Raw genomic sequence first — 16757 nt, forward strand, 5'->3', positions numbered from 1 at the left:
GCCATCATGCGCCCTCTTCACACGCCGGGTCGGGTGGGTCGGCCAAAGTCTCCGCGAGGGCGCGCAGGGCGGTGCGCAGCCGGGTCTTCGCGGTGCCCTCGGGGATGCCGAGCTCGACGGCGGCCTGCCGGTAGGTGCGGCCCGCGAAGTAGGCGAGGTGAACCACCTCCCTTTGTGGCTGCGGGAGTTCGGCGAGGGCGGTGTGCAACAGGAGGGCTCGCTCCCGGTCGACGACCGCGTCGGCGGGGCCGGGAGAGGCGTCCGGGATGCCGTGCAGGGCCAGGTCGTCGGCGCGGGCGTCCTTGCGGTGCCGGGCCTCGCTGCGCACCCAGTCCACGGCCCGCCGGTGCGCCAGCAGCGACAGCCAGGTACGCAGGCTGCCCCGGCGCGCGTCGAAGGCGTACGGTCTGCTCCACAGCTGCGCGAAGACCTCCTGTGCCACGTCCTCGGCCGCGGCCCCGCTGCGGGTCACGCGCACCGCGACCGCCCGCACCAGCCCGCCGTACGCTCCGTACGCCTCGGCCAGCGCGGACTCGTCGCCGTACACCAGCCGCCGGTGCAGCTCCGCGTCTGCGGGTTGCTGTACGGACGTCGTCCCGTCCGTGGACTCCACGGCACCACCACCCCTTGACGCCCCTTCCTAGCGTCCCGGGCGGCGCGGCGCCAGCGGTTCAGGCAGACAGGGCGTCCAGGAGGCGGTCGACATCGGCGGCGGTGTTGTAGAGGTGGAAGGAGGCGCGCAGGTTACCGGCACGGTTGGACACTTCGATGCCCGCCGCGCTCAGTTCGGGCTGGCGTCCGCCGAGTCCGGGCACGGACACGATCGGCGAGCCGGGGGCCGGCAGCGGTGCGTGGCCGAGGGTGGCGAGTCCCGTACGGAAGCGGTCCGCGAGGGCGAGGTCGTGGGCGCGTACGGCGTCCACGCCGAGCTCCTCCAGGAGTTCGAGGGAGCGGCGGGTGCCCGTGTAGGTGAACAGGGCCGGGCTGACGTCGAACCGCCGGGCGGAGTGGGCCAGTTCGGCGACGGGGCCGTAGCAGCTGTCCCACGGGATCTCCCCCGCGACCCAGCCGGCGAGGACCGGCTTCAGGTCGCCGAAGTCCTCCGGCACGGCGAGGAAGGCCGCGCCGTGCGGGCCGAGCAGCCACTTGAAGGTGGTGGAGACGGTGTAGTCGTACGACCGCGCGTCCACCGGGAGCCAGCCCGCGGCCTGCGAGAAGTCGACGTAGGTGCGGGCTCCGTGATTCCCGGCCGCTTCCCGCAGGGCGGGCAGGTCGGCGATCCGGCCGTCGGCGGACTGGGCGGCGCTGACCGCGACGAGGGCGGTGCCGGGGCGGACGGAGTCGGCGAGCCGTTCCAGCGGCACGATGCGCACCTTCAGGTCACCGCGGGTGTGGAAGGGGTTCACGACGGAGGTGAAGTCGTCCTCGGCGGTGAGGACTTCGGCGCCCGGGGGCAGCGAGGCGGCGACCAGGCCCGAGAAGGTGGAGACGGACGGTCCCGCCGCGACCCGGGTGACCGGGACGCCGGCGAGCCTGGCGAACGCGGCGCGGGACAGCTCCACGTCCTGGAACAGCGGGTCCAGCGGCCTGCCCTCGGCGCGGATCAGCGCGGCCTCCTGGAGGGCGGTCACGGTGCGTGCGGGGAGCAGGCCGCTGCTCGCGGTGTTGAGGAAGGTGTTCTTCGGGGCGAACTCGGCGCGGACGAGGCTCTCGAAGGTCTCCATGGGTCCACTGTGGGGCCGGGAGACCTCTCGGTCCATTGCGATTTTCTACGTGGTTTCGCCAAGGAACGCTTATACGTCCGCGCCGGCCTGCGCGTTTGTCAGCCCTGCTGGGGCACGGCGCATCCGTCGGGACCGCAGGCCTCGGCGGAGGTGTCGCCCTGGTCGATCAGCTTCAGTGGGGAGCGGTTGCCCCAGGCCTGGGTGAGGGCCTGGGTGAAGACCTCGGCGGGCTGGGCCCCGGAGACGCCGTACGTGCGGTCCAGGACGAAGAAGGGCACGCCGTTGGCGCCGAGCTCGGCGGCCTCGCGCTCGTCGGCGCGGACGTCGTCGGCGTAGGCGGTGGGGTCGGCGAGGACCTTGCGGACCTCGTCGGCGTCCAGGCCGGCCTCCACAGCGAGCTCCACGAGGCGCTCGTCGCCCTCGGTGTACAAGGACCTCTCCTCGGCGAAGTTGGCCCGGTAGAAGATCTGGACGAGCTCGTCCTGCCGGCCCTGTTCCTTGGCGAGGTGGAGAAGCCGGTGCAGGTCGAAGGTGTTGCCGTGGTCGCGGTCCCGGGTCCGGTAGGCGAGGCCTTCGGCGGCGGCCTGGGCGCCGAGGTTCTCCTCGCCGGCCTGGGCCTGGGCCTCGCTCATGCCGTACTTCTTGCTGAGCATCGCGAGGACGGGCTGCACGTCGGCCTTGTCCCGCCCGGGATCCAACTCGAACGACCGGTGGACGACCTCGACGCCGTCACGGTGCGGGAAGGCCGCCAGCGCCTTCTCGAAGCGGGCCTTGCCCACGTAGCACCAGGGGCAGGCGATGTCGCTCCAGATCTCGACGCGCATGTACGGCTCTCTCCAGGTCGGACGGCTGCGGAGACTCCCTCCGCCGGTTGGGTGAACGTTCAAGCAGCGGGTTCCATTCCCCCCGCCCCCTCTTCGCTCAGCGTCCGTCGCGCAGGTCGGCGGGCCACTCGGGCCGGTACTCGATGTGGTCGTACGTCACCACACACCCCTCCCCCATCGGTGACTGCGCCATGAAGCCGATCAGGGCCGCGTCGGTCTCCTTCTCGTCGCCCAGGGTGAAGAGGCGGACGAAGGTCCAGTGCTTGCCGTCGCGGGAGGCGTGGAAGGCGAAGGCGCGGCCGGTGCGGCTGACCCGCAGCCACACCGAACTGCCGTCCACGGTGAAGGAGTTGCAGTCGTCGGAGTGCCCGCGGGTGACGACCGTGCAGACGGTGGGCACGTCCGGGGAGTTCTCCAGGCAGAGTTTGGCCCAGGCCCGCTCGCCGACATGGACGTAGAGCACGCCCGCGTCGAACGAACCGTTGAAGCCCACGGTGACGCGGGCTATCAGCTGGAAGTCCCCCTCGGGGGCACCGAGCAGCCGCGGCGCGTCGGCGGCGGGGTCCAGGGACTCCCCGGTGGGCGGCACGAACCGGTCCTGCCGGGGGCCGGCCCACCCGGAGAGGATGCCGTCCTCGTGGGCCCAGTGCCCGTCGGGACCGTAGGTGCGGAGAGAGAAAGGGAGTTCGGGAAGTTCGACGTCCATCCTCAGAGTTTTCCAGCTCCCTCTCCGCGCCCGGGCCTCGGGTGCCAGGGCCTGGCCGGCAGATCATGCCGACGTCGCGGGGCCTGGCACACACATCTGCGGGCCAGACCCCTTCACCCGCACTGATCAGGCACCGTCGCGTGAAGTCGGCCTGATCCGCCGGAGGCCCTAGCGCTCCAGACGGTTGTTGAAACGGCGGGGCAGGCCCAGCGGGTTGTCGTCCCTCAGCTCCGGCGGGAGCAGGGCCTCCGGCGTGTTCTGGTACGCCACCGGGCGCAGCCAGCGCTCGATCGCGGTACCGCCCACCGACGTCGACGTGGACGTCGTCGCCGGGTACGGGCCGCCGTGCTGCTGGGCCGGGGCCACGGCCACGCCCGTCGGCCAGGCGTTCACCAGGACCCGGCCGGCCAGCGGCGTCAGCTCCGCCAGGATCTCGGCGCCCCGCCCCTCGCCCGCGGCCTCCTGCGCCGACAGGTGGACCGTCGCGGTGAGGTTGCCCGGGAGCCGGGACAGCACGGCCCGCGCCTCGTCGTCGTCCTCGTAGCGGGCCACCACGGTCACCGGACCGAAGCACTCCTCCAGGAGCAGGTCGTACGCCCCCTCGGTGGTCAGCTTCTCCGCCGCCACCGTGAGGAAGCCCGCGCTCACCGTGTGCTCTCCGCCCGCTCCGGGCGTCACCGGCGACTCGACCTCGGGAAGCTCCCCGCGCTCGGCGACCCCGGCGACGAAGTTGTCCCGCATGCGGTGGTCGAGAAGGACACCCGCGTCGGTGTCGCTGACGGCGTCGGTCAGGGACTTCAGCAGGCCGTCGCCCGCCGCGCCGGACGGCACCAGGACCAGGCCCGGCTTCACGCAGAACTGGCCGACGCCGAGGGTCATGGAGCCCGCGAGCCCGGCGCCGATGGCCTCCGCGCGCTCGGCCGCCGCCTCCTCGGTGATCACGACGGGGTTCAGGGAGCCCAGCTCGCCGTGGAACGGGATCGGCACCGGCCGCGCGGCCGCCGCGTCGAACAGGGCACGGCCGCCCTTCACGGAACCGGTGAAGCCCGCGGCCGCGACCAGCGGGTGCTTGATCAGCTCGAGGCCGGCCTCGAAGCCGTGGACGAGACCGACCACGCCCGCGGGGATGCCGTGCTCGGCGGCGGCCCGGCGCAGCACGGACGCGACCAGCTCGGACAGGCCCGGGTGGTCGGGGTGGGCCTTGACGACGACGGGGTTGCCGGCCGCGAGCGCGCTCGCGGTGTCGCCGCCGGCGACCGAGAAGGCGAAGGGGAAGTTGGAGGCCGAGTAGACGGCGACGACGCCGAGGGGCACCTTGTAGCGGCGCAGGTCCGGGATCGGCGGGGTGGCGGTGTCGTCGGGGTGGTTGATCACCACGCCGAGGAACTCGCCCTCGTCGACGATGTCGGCGAAGGCCCGCAGCTGGTAGCTGGTGCGGGCGAGCTCGCCGGTCAGCCGGACCGGGCCCAGCGCGGTCTCGGCGTCGGCGGCTTCGACAAGGTGGTCCTTGGAGTCCTGGAGCCGGTCGGCGGCGGTGCGCAGGAAGGCCGCGCGGACGGTGCGGTCGGCAAGGGACGCCCGCGCGTCGTGCGCGGCGCGGACGGCGGTGTCCACCTCCTGGGCCGTGGCCTCCACCGCAACCTGCTCGCGCTGCTTCCCGGTTCGGGGGTCGACACTCCAGACTGGTGCTGCTGCCACCGCGGGTCCCTCCACGTGTATCTGGGTCAGCCACCAGGACCGTTCGATATGCTGAACGCTGTCCCTGATGGTGAATATGCTGTTGGAGACTATATATCTGGGTTCCCGTCGAACGAAGGGTCAAGGGCGATGTCGGCTGGCGAGACGGGCGGCGGGTCACAGGTCAAGTCCGCGGTACGGACGGTTGAACTGCTCGAATACTTCGCCGGACGTCCCGGCATGCACTCCCTCGCGGCGGTCCAGGAGGCCGTCGGGTACCCCAAGTCCAGTCTCTACATGTTGCTGCGCACGCTGGTCGAGCTGGGCTGGGTGGAGACCGACGCGACGGGCACGCGGTACGGCATCGGGGTGCGGGCACTGCTCGTCGGCACCTCCTACATCGACGGCGACGAGGTGGTCGCGGCGGCCCGGCCGACGCTGGACCGGCTCTCCGACGACACCACCGAGACCATCCACCTCGCACGTCTGGACGGCACGAACGTCGTCTACCTCGCCACCCGGCAGTCGCAGCACTACCTGCGGCCCTTCACGAGAGTGGGCCGCCGGCTCCCGGCGCACTCCACCTCCCTCGGCAAGGCGCTGCTGAGCACGTACTCCGACGAGCAGGTCCGCAAGATGTTGCCCGAGACCCTGCCCGCTCTCACCGAGCACACGATCACCGACCGCGAGAAGCTCATCGAGGAGCTGCACCAGATCCGGGAGCAGGGCTTCTCCGTGGACCGCGAGGAGAACACGCTGGGGCTGCGCTGCTTCGGCGTCGCCATCCCGTACCGCACGCCCGCGCGGGACGCGATCAGCTGCTCGGTACCGGTGGCGCGGCTGACCCCGGCCCATGAACAGATGGTGAAGGACGCGCTGTTCGACGCGCGGGACCGGCTGACACTGGCCACCCGTAGGCTCTGAGGCATGCAGATCGTTCTCCGCGAAGTCCATGACAGCGATCTGCCGGTGTTCTTCCGGCAGATGAACGACCCAGAGGCCCTGCACATGGCGGCCTTCACCCCGAAGGACCCGGCCGACCGGGACGCCTTCGACGCCCACTGGAAACGGATCCGGGCCTCGGCGGACGTGCAGCGCACGATCCTGGCCGACGGGGACGTGGTGGGCAGCGCCGCCGTGTACGGCGAACCGGGCGAGCGCGAGGTGACGTACTGGATCGACCGCGCCTACTGGGGGCGCGGCATCGCCACGGCGGCGCTGCGGGAGCTGATCGTCCAGGTGCCCGAGCGGCCCCTGTACGCCCGCGCGGCCGCCGACAACACCGGCTCCCTGCGCGTCCTGGAGAAGTGCGGATTCCGGGTGGCCGCTCAGGCGTCCGGGTACGCCCAGGCGCGCGGGGCGGAGATCGACGAGTTCGTGCTCACGCTGGACGCGTGACACCGCCGTAGATGAACGTCCGATGAGAAACGCGGACGTTCGGGAACGATTCGTCCGCCGTTGATCGTCTTCTGAGTGGGATGAACAAGACGATCAGGCGCGCATCGGTCTTCGCGCTGCTCCTGGTGTTCGCTCTGCTGATCCGAGCGACCTGGGTGCAGTTCTACGAGGGCCAGGCACTCGCGGACGACAACGACAACCGGCGGAACGCGATCGAGACGTACTCCTCGCCGCTCGGGAACATCATCGTGGCCGGAAAAGCGGTCACGGGTTCCGAGAGGGTGACGGACAGCGACCTCACGTACAAGCGGACGTACACGAACGGCAAGCTGTACGCGGCGGTGACGGGCTACGCCTCGCAGGCCTACGCCCCGACCCAGCTGGAGGGCATCTACGCCGACCTACTCAACGGCACGGACAGCCGGCTGAAGACCGTCATGGACACGGTCACCAACCAGCGGGCCGAGCCCGGTGATGTGATCACGACGATCGACCCCGCCGTGCAGAAGGCGGCGTACGACGCGCTCGGCGACAAGAAGGGCGCGGCCGTCGCGATCGACCCGGCGACGGGCAAGATCCTGGCGGTCGTGTCGACGCCGTCGTACGACCCGTCCTCGCTGACGGACGCCAACACCGCTGGCAGTGCCTGGAAGCAGCTCAACGCGGACTCCGACAAGCCGCTGACCAACCGTGCGCTGCGCCAGCCGCTGCCGCCCGGCTCGACGTTCAAGCTGGTCGTGGCCTCGGCCGCGCTGGAGGACGGCCTCTACTCCTCGGTGGACGAGAAGACCGTGAGCCCGGACCCGTACACCCTGCCGGGCACGACCAGGGAACTGGCGAACGAGAACACCTCCGCGCCCTGCGAGAACGCCACGATCCGCACCGCGCTGCAGTACTCCTGCAACAACGTCTTCGCGAAGATGGCCGTCGACCTCGGCCAGGACAAGGTGAAGGCGATGGCCGAGAAGTTCGGCTTCAACGACGCCACGCAGGACGTCCCGGTGCGGGCCTACGAGAGCGTCTACCCGTCCGGCATGGACAGGTCCTCGACGGCCCTGACCGGTATCGGCCAGTACGACGTCACGGCCACCCCCCTCCAGATGGCCATGGTCTCCGCTGCCATAGCCAACGGCGGCAAGCTGGTGACGCCCCACATGGTCTCGACGATCACCGACAGCGGCGGCGACGTCCTGAAGAACTACGACGACGAGGCGGGCACCGAGCGGATCGTCAGCTCCGACACTGCGGAACAACTCCAGTCGGCGATGCAGACGGTGGTGGAGAAGGGCACCGGCACCAACGCCCTGATCGACGGCGTCACCGTGGGAGGCAAGACGGGCACGGCCCAGCACGGCGAGAACAACAGCCAGACGCCGTACGCCTGGTTCACGTCCTACGGAAAGGCCGACGGCAAGGAGGTCGCCGTGGCGGTGGTCGTGGAGCAGTCGAACGCGGCCCGCTCGGAGGTGAGCGGCAACGGGCTGGCCGCCCCCGTGGCCAAGGCCGTGATGGAGGCGGCTCTCAAGAACTGAGGCGTCCGGTGGCTACTTGGCGCCGAGGATCTGCTCGATCGGGTCGATCGCGAAGTACACGAGGAACAGCGCCGAGGTGGCCCACAACAGCCAGTGGATCTCCTTGGCCTTCCCCAGCACCACCTTGATCACGACGTACGCCAGGAAGCCGGCCCCGATGCCGTTGGTGATCGAGTAGGTGAACGGCATCACGGCGATGGTCAGGAACGCCGGGATCGCGATGTCGTACCTGTCCCAGTCGATGTGCTTGACCTGCGTCATCATCAGGAAGCCCACGGCGACCAGGGCGGGAGCGGCGGCCTGAAGCGGGACGATGGTCAGCAGCGGCGTCAGGAACAGCGCCAGGCCGAACAGCCCACCGGTGACCAGGTTCGAGAACCCGGTGCGCGAGCCCTCGCCGACCCCCGCTGCCGACTCGATGTACGACGTGGCGGAGGACGCGGACGCCGCGCCACCGGCCACCGCCGCCGCCCCGTCGATCAGCAGCACCCGGCCGAGGTTGGGCACCTTGCCCTCCTCGTCCAGCAGCCCCGCCTCCGCGGTGATTCCGACGACCGTGCCCATCGTGTCGAAGAAGTCGGACAGGATCAGCGTGAAGATGAGCAGGACGACGGTGACGATCCCCACGCCGGGCGCACTGAAGGAACCGAACAGGCTGAAGTGACCGATCAGTCCGAAGTCGGGGGTGTCGACGACCTTGTCGGGCCACGCCGGTGTCGTGAGCCCCCAGGCCTTGATGTCGGCGACGGAGTTGATGATCATCGCGAGGACCGTCATGGTCACGATGCTGATCAGGATCGCGCCCTTGACCTTGCGCGCGAGCAGCCCGATCGTCAGCAGCACCCCGAGACAGAAGACCAGGATCGGCCACCCGGTGAGGGCGCCGGTGCCCCCGAGCTGCACCGGCACGGTGGTGTTCGCGGCGTCGGGGATACGGCTAACGAACCCGGCGTCCACGAAGCCGATGAACGCGATGAACAGCCCGATCCCGACACTGATCGCCTGCTTGAGCGGTTGCGGAATGGCGTGCATGACGGCCTCCCGCAGTCCGGTGACCACCAGCACACAGATGAGCAGACCTTCCAGGACGACCAGGCCCATCGCGTCGTCCCAGCTCATCAGCGGGGCGATCTGGAAGGCGACGACCGCGTTCAGCCCCAGCCCGGCGGCGAGCGCGAGCGGCAGGTTGCCGCCCACGCCCATGATGATCGTCATGACCGCGGCCACCAGAGCCGTCGCGGTGGTCAACTGCACCGCATCCAACTGGTGTCCGAACTTGTCCTTCGCGCTGCCGAGAATGATGGGATTCAGGACAAGGATGTAGGCCATCGTGAAGAACGTGGCGAAGCCGCCGCGTATCTCACGGGCGAAGGTGGATCCCCTCTCGGAGATCCTGAAGTACCGGTCGACGGACATGCTCGATGCTCCCTGGTGCCTGAATGATCGTCTGCGGATGCTGGCTGGATTGTTCCTGCGTTGAACGCGCTTCGGGTTTTCCCCGTGTTACGGAATCGGGGGCCGCCCCGTCATACATCGTTCGAAGGACCGTACGAAAACACGTACTCGATCACTGCTACGCTTCCGGATCTCCGCCCGGCCACCCCCGGACGATCACATGTCATTCACATGACACGCAAAGGAGAGGGAGCCCGTGGGCACAGTCGTCGACGACGCCGCCTCCGTGGAGTTCCACGCCTTCTTCGAACGCCACTATGCCGAACTGTCCCGCCTCGCACATCTGTTGACCGGCGAGTCGGACGCCGCCGACGATCTGGCGGCGGACGCCCTGCTGGCGCTGTGGCACCGTTGGGACCGGGTGCGCGCGGCCGACCACCCGGCCGCGTACGCGCGCGGAGTGGTCGCCAACCTGGCCCGCACCCGTATCCGCAGCGCGGTCCGTGAGCGCCGGCGCATCGCCCTGTTCTGGTCCCAGCGCGAGGAGAAGGTCGACAACCCCGACGTGGCGGGCGTGGTCGACGTCCAGGAGGCGCTGCGCAGGCTGCCGTTCCGCAAGCGGGCGTGTGTCGTGCTGCGGCACGCGTTCGACCTCTCGGAGAAGGACACCGCACTGGCCCTGGGGGTGTCGGTCGGTACGGTGAAGAGCCAGACCTCGAAGGGGATGGCCGAGTTGCAGCGGCTGCTCGGCCCTCAGAACGCTCCGCTGAAGGTGCACGCCGCGATGGCGCGCACCAGTGAGGCCGGAGGAAGGGACCGATGACCATGCGGCGGGACGTGCACGGCGAACTGCGCGCCCGGCTGCAGGACGCGGCCAAGGCGCACGAGCCGAACCGCGAGCAGATCCTCGCCCGGATCGAGCGCGGCATGTCGGAACAGCGACGCCCCGACCACCGGGCGACCCGGCCACCGGTCTACGGCTGGGTGCGGGTGGTGAGCGCCACGGCCGCGGTCGCCTGTGTGCTGGGCCTCGGCGGTTACGCGGTGGCGTCCGCGGTCAAGGACGAGACACCCGCGCAGACGTCGGTCGCGGCCACGGGCACGCCCACCCCGTCGCCCGACGCGACCAACCGGCCGCCCGCCCCGCCGGCGGATCCGACGCCGAGCACCACTACCCCGACGCAGAAGGCCGGGAAGCCGAGCGGTACGCCTTCGCACTCGCCGAGCGCCTCCACCGGGGTGCAGGCTTCCGGCGTCGAGGACGGCCCGCTGTGGTCGGACGGCTCGGTGGACCCGCACAGCAACGAGTTCTGGGCGCAGAGCGATCTGACCTTCAAGACCTCCGAGCAACTCACCGCGCTCACGGTCGAGTTGAGGATCGAACAGACCGGCGGTGTCACCAACACCGGCGCCTGGCGCTCACTGCCCGAGAACGACTTCACCCTGACGGTCGCCGAGAAGGACGGCTTCCTCGTCTACACCTGGGTGCTCAAGGACGGCCGAACGGTCCCCAAGGGCGAGTGGGTGTTCGCCGGGCAGTACAACCACGAACGCGGCGGCCGGGACGCGAAGGGCGACGGCTACACCGCGACGGCGACCGCGAAGTCCGGGGACCTCGCCGTGAAGGGCGACTTCGCGGCCCAGGACGACGGGGCGGACGAAGGGGACTCCTAGCCTAGCTCAGTCGCCGGCTTCGGCCATTCCCCACGGCCCCCACGCGGCCCGGCACGCGCTCATTCACCACGAGTTCATGCCGGGGGAACAACCATTCGGTCATCTTCAACGTCCCTAGTAGTGCGACTGCATGGACCTGCCGGCCTGAGCCCCCCTCGGCCGGCAGCTGCCGGCTGGAGCCCCCCTCGGGCCGGCACGAGGAACGCCCCGCCCGTGACGACAGGCGGGGCGTTCCGACGTTCCCGCTCAGTTCATCGTGGTGCCGAGGGTGGTGGAGCCGGTGGTCAGGAAGGCCGTCGAGGGCAGCGAACCACCCGGCCCGCGGGTGCCGTACGCCGTGCCGGCATCCGTCGACCCGAACGCCGGAGTCGGCACCCCGCGGTCCCAGTTGTTCGCCGCGGACACCGTGGCCGAACCCCGCTTCGACAAGCCGCCCTTGTCGCCCACCGCCAGATTCCGCGCCAACCGGGCCTTGCCCGTGGCGAAGTAGAACCCGGCCTCGCCGTTGGAGTACGCCGTGTTGCGGTTCAGCACGATCGCCCCGGTGTTGGAGTTCTCGGTGAACCCGTTCAGCGTGTTGTCCCAGGCCGCGTTGTAGTTGACGAGGTGCGCCACCGTGACGCCCCCGCCGCCCAGCTTGAACCCGTTGCCGTTGCCCTCGAAGGCGCCGTCCCCCCACCGGTTCCTGCCGTTCCCGAAGGCCCAGCTGTGCTCGACGGTGACCGGTGAGGAGAACTGCCACAGGTCGAGCCCGTCGTCCGAGTTGTCGTAGAGCCGCGCCCCCGTGATCCGGTTGCCGGTGCCGGACCCGAACTTCACGGCGATCCCGTCGGCGTTCTGCCCGTGCCCGGCCGGGTCGTAGTTGCCGTGACTGTCCAGGTTCTGCACGAGGTTGTCGCTGGTCCCGTCGCCGCGCAGGGTGAACCCGGAGTCCCCGTTGTTCGCGGTGACGAGGTTCTTGAAGACGCCACCGACGGAGGAGGTGACGACGAAGCCCTGGGCCGGGGAGTTCTGGAAGGTGAGGTTCTGGACGGTCCAGTAGTCGCCGTAGATGCCGGCCAGCCAGGACCCCGCGGGCAGCCTGGACCCGTCGATCCGCACCTTCTCGCTGCTGTGTGCCCGCAAGGTGATCCGTGCCGAACTCGTGCCGTCGGCCGTGGACTTGAGGGTGGCCGACGGGGTGTACGTACCGGCGCGGACCTCGATGACCGTCCCCGCGGTGGCGTTCTTCACGGCCGCTTCCAACTGCGCCGTGCCGGACACGGTGACCGTCGTCGACGCGGCCTCGGCCCCGCCGCCCGACAGGCCGAGATGGACGCCGCCCGCGCCCGCGGCGACGGCGACGGCCGCGCCGATGGAGAGCGTGCGGGTCCGCCGGTGGCGTCCGGTGCTGTGACGCACGGGGGCGTTCCTTTCCTCGGGAATGGGGACGCCCTGCAGTCGCCGCCATGGCCGACGAGGTTGCCGCGGCTCAACGAAAACAGTCGAAACTTTCGCTGCTCCTCCGCGCGCACTCATCGATTGACGTGCTGTTTCCCACTCGTAACACTCCGAAGGCGCGCACAGCCCCCAACAGAATCCCCCACACCCCCACACTCACAGGAGCGACATGCGCCCACGTATCCTCCTCGTCGCCTGTCTCTCGCTACTGCTGGCCCTTCTCACCGCACCGCCCGGTTCCGCCCACTCAGGAGCACCACCCGTGAACCACCCCAAGTACGCCGGCTATCTCTTCGCCTACTTCACCGGTGAGGGCACCGCCGACGGCGAGCAGATCCGCTACGCCCTCAGCCGTGGCAACGACCCCCTGCACTGGCGCGAGCTGAACCAGGGCAAGCCGGTCCTGACGTCGACGATCGGTGAGAAGGGTCTGCGCGACCCCTTCGTGATCCGCTCCCCGAAGGGCGACAAGTTCTATCTGATCGCCACCGACCTGCGCATGTACAAGAACAGCAGCGGCAGTTGGGACGACGTCCAGCGGCACGGCAGCAAGTCGATCATGATCTGGGAGTCCACCGACCTGGTCCACTGGACCGACCAGCGCCTGGTGAAGGTCGCCCCGGACTCCGCGGGCAACACCTGGGCGCCTGAGGCCTATTGGGACGACAGCCTCGGTGAGTACGTCGTCTTCTGGGCGTCGAAGCTGTACGCCGACGACGACCCCGGGCACACCGGATCGACGTACAACAAGATGCTGTACGCGACCACGAAGGACTTCCGCACCTTCAGCGCGCCCAAGGTCTGGGACGACCCCGGCTACTCGGTCATCGACTCGACGGTCGTGAAGTACAGGGGCACCTACTACCGCTACACCAAGGACGAGCGGGACCCCACCTCCAGCTCGCCCTGCGCCAAGTTCATCACCGGCGAGAAGTCGACAAGCCTGACCTCGACGAAGTACGACCTGGTCGCGGACTGCATCGGCAGCGGGGCGATGGACCGGGGTGAGGGGCCGACGGTGTTCAAGTCGAACAACGAGAAGAAGTGGTACCTGTTCATCGACGAGTACGGCGGTCGCGGATACGTCCCCTTCGAGACCACCGACCTCGACTCGGGCAGGTGGACCCCGTCCACGAACTACCAGCTGCCCGCCAGCCCCCGGCACGGCACGGTACTTCCGGTGACGCAGAACGAGTACGACCGGCTGCTGACCGCGTATCCGTCGACGCCCGCCTCGGTCGTGGACGCGACGGCCAAGGGTCAGAAGGGCTACGCGATCGTCACGGAGGCCGCGTCGAAGGTCGTGCTCCCGGTGCAGACCGACACCGACCTCACGCACCTCGCTCCGAAGATCGCCGTGGGTGAGGGCGCGAGCATCGCCCCCAGGTCCGGTACCCGGCGCGACTTCCGCAGGCCGCAGTCGTACACCGTGACAGCCGCCGACGGCACCACCCGCAGCTGGACGGTCGAGGCGGTGCGGACCGGCAGCCCCGTCCTGCCCGGCCTCAACGCCGACCCCGATGTGCACTATCTGAACGGCGAGTACTGGATCTACCCGACCACCGACGGCTTCAACGGCTGGAGCGGGACGCGGTTCAAGGCGTACTCGTCGAAGGACCTGGTCCACGGGAAGGACCACGGGGTCGTCCTCGACCTCGGCGCTGACGTGTCGTGGGCCGACAAGTACGCGTGGGCGCCGGCCATCGCGGAGAAGAACGGCAAGTACTACTTCTACTTCTGCGCCGAGCAGCAGATCGGCGTGGCGGTGGCGGACTCCCCCGCCGGTCCCTTCAAGGACGCGCTGGGCAGGCCGCTGGTGGCGAAGGGCGGCTCGCTGCAGGGACAGATGATCGACCCGGCCGTCTTCACGGACGACGACGGGACGTCGTACCTCTACTGGGGCAACGGGCACGGCTATGTGGTCCCGCTGAACGACGACATGACGTCCTACGACGCCGCCGCGGTGAAGGACATCACCCCGGACAACTTCCGCGAGGGTTCCTTCGTGATCAAGCGGAACGGCACGTACTACTTCATGTGGTCCGAGGACGACACCCGCAGCGAGAACTACCACGTCGCCTATGCGACGGGACCGTCCCCGCTCGGCCCGTGGACCAAGAAGGGGACGATCCTGTCCAAGCGTCCCGAGTACGGCATCCTCGCCACCGGCCACCACTCCGTGGTGAACGTCCCCGGCACCGACGACTGGTACATCGTCTATCACCGGTTCGCCCTGAACGGGCCGGGGAAGCCCGGCGGCGACGGAATGCACCGCGAAACCACCGTGGACCGAATGGAGTTCGCGGCGGACGGCTCGATCAAGCCCGTGGTGCCGACCCTCGAGGGGATCCGGCCGGTGAAGAACTAGCTCACGAAGTACGTCGGGTTCGGGAGCTTGTACGTCCTGTCGGCGTAACCGCCGTCGAGGTCGGAGTACTGGTCGCCGAAGTTGGCGATGATCTCGTACCCGAGGTCCTTCTCGATGTGCGCGCGGGTGCCGGACTTGTACTGCACGGTGGTGCAGGTCCAGGTGCCCGGCGTGGCGCAGGCGCTCAGGTAGGACGGCGGGTTCGCCTTGTCCTTGAGGAACACGTGGTCGGTGTCGAGGTTCACGTCGGCGCCGATCTTCTTCAGGTTCTCGACCGCGGCGGAGCGCTGCGCCTCGCTGAGGCCCGAGTTGTAGAAGACCTCGACGCCCTTCTTCTCGGCGTACTGCACGAGCTCGGGGCTGCCGAAGACGGCCGGGCGGTCGGCCCGGTTCACGTAGTCGGCCCACGTGGTCGCGTTGTACGTGTAGTTGTACCGCTTCTCGTAGTCGAGGCTGAGCAGCAGCGTGTCGTCGATGTCGAAGACGACGGCGGGCTTCTCGCCCCTGTGGTGTGCCTTGCGGGCGGCCTGGTCGATGTACTTCCTGGCCGCCTTGTCGACGGACGCGAGGTCCTTGGCGTACGGGCTGGTGGGGGACGCCTGGTAGACACCGTTCGCGTCGGCCGCGGTGCCGTAGTAGGTGTCGATGTCCTTGACCAGGAGCCCGATGTTGTAGGGCTCGTGCGTGGAGTTCGCCGTGGACTGACCGGCGGTGGCCGCGCCGGCGCCGTACAGGGCGCCGCCGGCGACCGCACAGACGGTGGCGACGGCTGCGATACGCAGTGACTTATGCATGACAGAGGTTCTACGCGCGTAACCATGTCGGGCGCGAGACCCGCCCGGTAAAAAACGGGTCAAGCGCCCTGAGCCGGGGGTTTCCAGAGGCGGCGTCAGTTCATGGTCGCGCCGATGGTGGTGCTGCCCGTCGTCAGGAACGTGGTGGCGGGCAGAGTGCCGCTGGAACTACGGGCGTTGTACGTCGTCGAGGCGTCCGTCGACTTGAAGGCGGGGGTGCTGATCCCGCTGTCCCAGTTGTTGCCGGACGAGGAGACCTTGGAGCCCTTGCTGACCGAGCCGCCGCCGTTGCTCACCGCGAGGTTCTTGCCGAGCTTCGCGGAGCTGGTGGCGAAGTAGTAGCCCCACTTGCTGTTGGCGTAGGCGGTGGTGCGGTTGATGACGATGGCGCCGGTGTTGGAGTTCTCGGTGAACCCGTTGCCGGCGTTGCCCCAGGCGGCGGAGTTGTTGATGACGTGCGCGACGACCTCGCCGTCGCCGCCCAGCTTGTAGCCGTTGCCGTCGCCCGCGAAGGCGGAGTCGGACCAGCGGTTGACTCCGTTGCCCATGGACCAGGTGTGCTCCACGGTGACGGGCGAGGAGAAGGACCAGAAGTCGATCCCGTCGTCCGAGTTGTTGTAGAGGCGGGCGCCGGTGATGAGGTTGCCGGTGCCGGAACCGAACTTCACGGCGATACCGTCGGCGTTCTCGCCGTGGTTCGCGGCGTCGTAGTTGCCGTAGGAGTCGATGTTCTTGACCGTGTTGTTGACGGTGCCGTCGCCGGTGAGCGTGAAGCCGGAGTCGCCGCCGTTGATGGTCTTGATGTTGTTCCAGACCGTCCCGGTGCAGGACTGGCAGACGACCGCGCTGTCCGGGGAGTTCTGGAAGGTGATGTTGGAGACGTTCCAGTAGTCGGCGGTCAGCTTGAAGATCCAGTCACCGTCGGGGAGCGACGAGCCGTCGATCTTCACGGTCTCCGAGCCGTACGCGGTGAGCGTGACCGGCGCGGAGGAGCTGCCGTTGGCCGTGGACTGGAGGGTGGCCGTCGGGTAGTAGGTGCCGCCTCGGACCTGGATGACGGTGCCGGCGGTGGCGTTCTTGATGGCGTTGGACAGGTCGGTCGAGTTGCTGACGACGACCGTCGCGGCCTGGGCCTGCGTGGGGAGAACGGCGATGCCGGAGCCGAGGGCCAGGGCGGCCGTGGCGATGAGAGCGGTACGACGAGACATGGAGTGCGGGTCCCTTC

At 69.3% G+C, this 16757-nt stretch carries 15 protein-coding genes; 6 read left to right on the plus strand and 9 right to left on the minus strand.

Annotation, left to right across the window (positions count from 1 at the left end):
* Nucleotides 1-4: 4 nt before the first annotated feature.
* The 5 genes from BFN33_RS28195 to BFN33_RS28215 form a co-directional block, all read right to left on the minus strand.
* Nucleotides 5-613 carry an RNA polymerase sigma factor gene (locus BFN33_RS28195; RefSeq protein WP_069762958.1) on the minus strand — a complete coding sequence of 203 codons (609 nt, stop codon included), beginning with the start codon at nucleotides 611-613 and terminating at the stop codon, nucleotides 5-7.
* Nucleotides 614-671: 58 nt separating this feature from the next.
* The gene (locus BFN33_RS28200; protein WP_069762959.1) at nucleotides 672-1724 is read right to left on the minus strand and encodes an aminotransferase class V-fold PLP-dependent enzyme; all 1053 of its coding nucleotides are present in this window, start codon (nucleotides 1722-1724) and stop codon (nucleotides 672-674) included.
* A gap of 98 nt (nucleotides 1725-1822) precedes the next feature.
* Nucleotides 1823-2548, minus strand: coding sequence for a DsbA family oxidoreductase (locus BFN33_RS28205; protein WP_069762960.1), 726 nt, complete (start codon nucleotides 2546-2548; stop codon nucleotides 1823-1825).
* Between the two features lie 97 nt (nucleotides 2549-2645).
* Nucleotides 2646-3254: a DUF1349 domain-containing protein gene (locus BFN33_RS28210; RefSeq protein ID WP_069762961.1), complete on the minus strand. Its 609-nt coding sequence runs from the start codon at nucleotides 3252-3254 to the stop codon at nucleotides 2646-2648.
* Nucleotides 3255-3422: 168 nt separating this feature from the next.
* Nucleotides 3423-4952, minus strand: coding sequence for an aldehyde dehydrogenase (NADP(+)) (locus BFN33_RS28215; protein WP_079141048.1), 1530 nt, complete (start codon nucleotides 4950-4952; stop codon nucleotides 3423-3425).
* 129 nt (nucleotides 4953-5081) lie between these two features.
* Between BFN33_RS28215 and BFN33_RS28220 the strand changes: the two genes are divergently transcribed.
* The 3 genes from BFN33_RS28220 (at nucleotide 5082) to BFN33_RS28230 (ending at nucleotide 7861) form a co-directional block, all read left to right on the plus strand.
* Complete coding sequence (locus BFN33_RS28220) at nucleotides 5082-5855, plus strand: IclR family transcriptional regulator (protein WP_007381154.1); 774 nt, start codon at nucleotides 5082-5084, stop codon at nucleotides 5853-5855.
* Between the two features lie 3 nt (nucleotides 5856-5858).
* Complete coding sequence (locus BFN33_RS28225) at nucleotides 5859-6329, plus strand: GNAT family N-acetyltransferase (RefSeq protein WP_069762963.1); 471 nt, start codon at nucleotides 5859-5861, stop codon at nucleotides 6327-6329.
* An 80-nt stretch (nucleotides 6330-6409) separates the two neighbouring features.
* Entirely contained in the window at nucleotides 6410-7861 is a 1452-nt protein-coding gene (locus tag BFN33_RS28230) for a penicillin-binding protein 2 (protein WP_069762964.1), read from the plus strand.
* A gap of 12 nt (nucleotides 7862-7873) precedes the next feature.
* Here BFN33_RS28230 and BFN33_RS28235 read toward each other — a convergent pair whose 3' ends face one another.
* Complete coding sequence (locus BFN33_RS28235; protein ID WP_069762965.1) at nucleotides 7874-9277, minus strand: NCS2 family permease; 1404 nt, start codon at nucleotides 9275-9277, stop codon at nucleotides 7874-7876.
* A gap of 235 nt (nucleotides 9278-9512) precedes the next feature.
* On the opposite strand from BFN33_RS28235, the gene BFN33_RS28240 reads away from it, so the two are divergent.
* Both BFN33_RS28240 and BFN33_RS28245 read left to right on the plus strand, forming a co-directional pair.
* A complete protein-coding gene (locus tag BFN33_RS28240) occupies nucleotides 9513-10079 on the plus strand; it encodes a SigE family RNA polymerase sigma factor (protein ID WP_069762966.1) in 567 nt (188 codons plus the stop codon).
* Nucleotides 10076-10930 carry a hypothetical protein gene (locus BFN33_RS28245; RefSeq protein WP_069762967.1) on the plus strand — a complete coding sequence of 285 codons (855 nt, stop codon included), beginning with the start codon at nucleotides 10076-10078 and terminating at the stop codon, nucleotides 10928-10930. Before BFN33_RS28240 ends, BFN33_RS28245 begins: the two co-directional genes overlap by 4 nt.
* A gap of 246 nt (nucleotides 10931-11176) precedes the next feature.
* Here the strand turns inward: BFN33_RS28245 and BFN33_RS28250 are convergent, their stop codons facing one another.
* Complete coding sequence (locus tag BFN33_RS28250) at nucleotides 11177-12331, minus strand: right-handed parallel beta-helix repeat-containing protein (protein ID WP_069762968.1); 1155 nt, start codon at nucleotides 12329-12331, stop codon at nucleotides 11177-11179.
* Nucleotides 12332-12539: 208 nt separating this feature from the next.
* On the opposite strand from BFN33_RS28250, the gene BFN33_RS28255 reads away from it, so the two are divergent.
* Nucleotides 12540-14738 (plus strand): family 43 glycosylhydrolase, encoded by a 2199-nt coding sequence (locus BFN33_RS28255; protein WP_069762969.1) that lies wholly within the window; start codon nucleotides 12540-12542, stop codon nucleotides 14736-14738.
* Here BFN33_RS28255 and BFN33_RS28260 read toward each other — a convergent pair.
* Nucleotides 14735-15532 carry an HAD family acid phosphatase gene (locus BFN33_RS28260; RefSeq protein ID WP_069762970.1) on the minus strand — a complete coding sequence of 266 codons (798 nt, stop codon included), beginning with the start codon at nucleotides 15530-15532 and terminating at the stop codon, nucleotides 14735-14737. The genes BFN33_RS28255 and BFN33_RS28260 overlap by 4 nt on opposite strands.
* A gap of 95 nt (nucleotides 15533-15627) precedes the next feature.
* Nucleotides 15628-16740: a chondroitinase-B domain-containing protein gene (locus tag BFN33_RS28265; RefSeq protein WP_069762971.1), complete on the minus strand. Its 1113-nt coding sequence runs from the start codon at nucleotides 16738-16740 to the stop codon at nucleotides 15628-15630.
* Nucleotides 16741-16757: the final 17 nt, after the last annotated feature.

The sequence above is a fragment of the Streptomyces sp. LUP47B genome (assembly GCF_001746295.1).
Taxonomy (GTDB): Bacteria; Actinomycetota; Actinomycetes; order Streptomycetales; family Streptomycetaceae; genus Streptomyces.

Coding starts and splice junctions, on each gene's coding strand:
- BFN33_RS28235 (WP_069762965.1), bottom strand. CDS start 9,277: ATGTCCGTCGACCGGTACTTCAGGATCTCCGAGAGGGGATCCACCTTC.
- BFN33_RS28265 (WP_069762971.1), bottom strand. CDS start 16,740: ATGTCTCGTCGTACCGCTCTCATCGCCACGGCCGCCCTGGCCCTCGGC.
- BFN33_RS28200 (WP_069762959.1), bottom strand. CDS start 1,724: ATGGAGACCTTCGAGAGCCTCGTCCGCGCCGAGTTCGCCCCGAAGAAC.
- BFN33_RS28245 (WP_069762967.1), top strand. CDS start 10,076: ATGACCATGCGGCGGGACGTGCACGGCGAACTGCGCGCCCGGCTGCAG.
- BFN33_RS28255 (WP_069762969.1), top strand. CDS start 12,540: ATGCGCCCACGTATCCTCCTCGTCGCCTGTCTCTCGCTACTGCTGGCC.
- BFN33_RS28220 (WP_007381154.1), top strand. CDS start 5,082: ATGTCGGCTGGCGAGACGGGCGGCGGGTCACAGGTCAAGTCCGCGGTA.
- BFN33_RS28210 (WP_069762961.1), bottom strand. CDS start 3,254: ATGGACGTCGAACTTCCCGAACTCCCTTTCTCTCTCCGCACCTACGGT.
- BFN33_RS28225 (WP_069762963.1), top strand. CDS start 5,859: ATGCAGATCGTTCTCCGCGAAGTCCATGACAGCGATCTGCCGGTGTTC.
- BFN33_RS28205 (WP_069762960.1), bottom strand. CDS start 2,548: ATGCGCGTCGAGATCTGGAGCGACATCGCCTGCCCCTGGTGCTACGTG.
- BFN33_RS28230 (WP_069762964.1), top strand. CDS start 6,410: ATGAACAAGACGATCAGGCGCGCATCGGTCTTCGCGCTGCTCCTGGTG.
- BFN33_RS28260 (WP_069762970.1), bottom strand. CDS start 15,532: ATGCATAAGTCACTGCGTATCGCAGCCGTCGCCACCGTCTGTGCGGTC.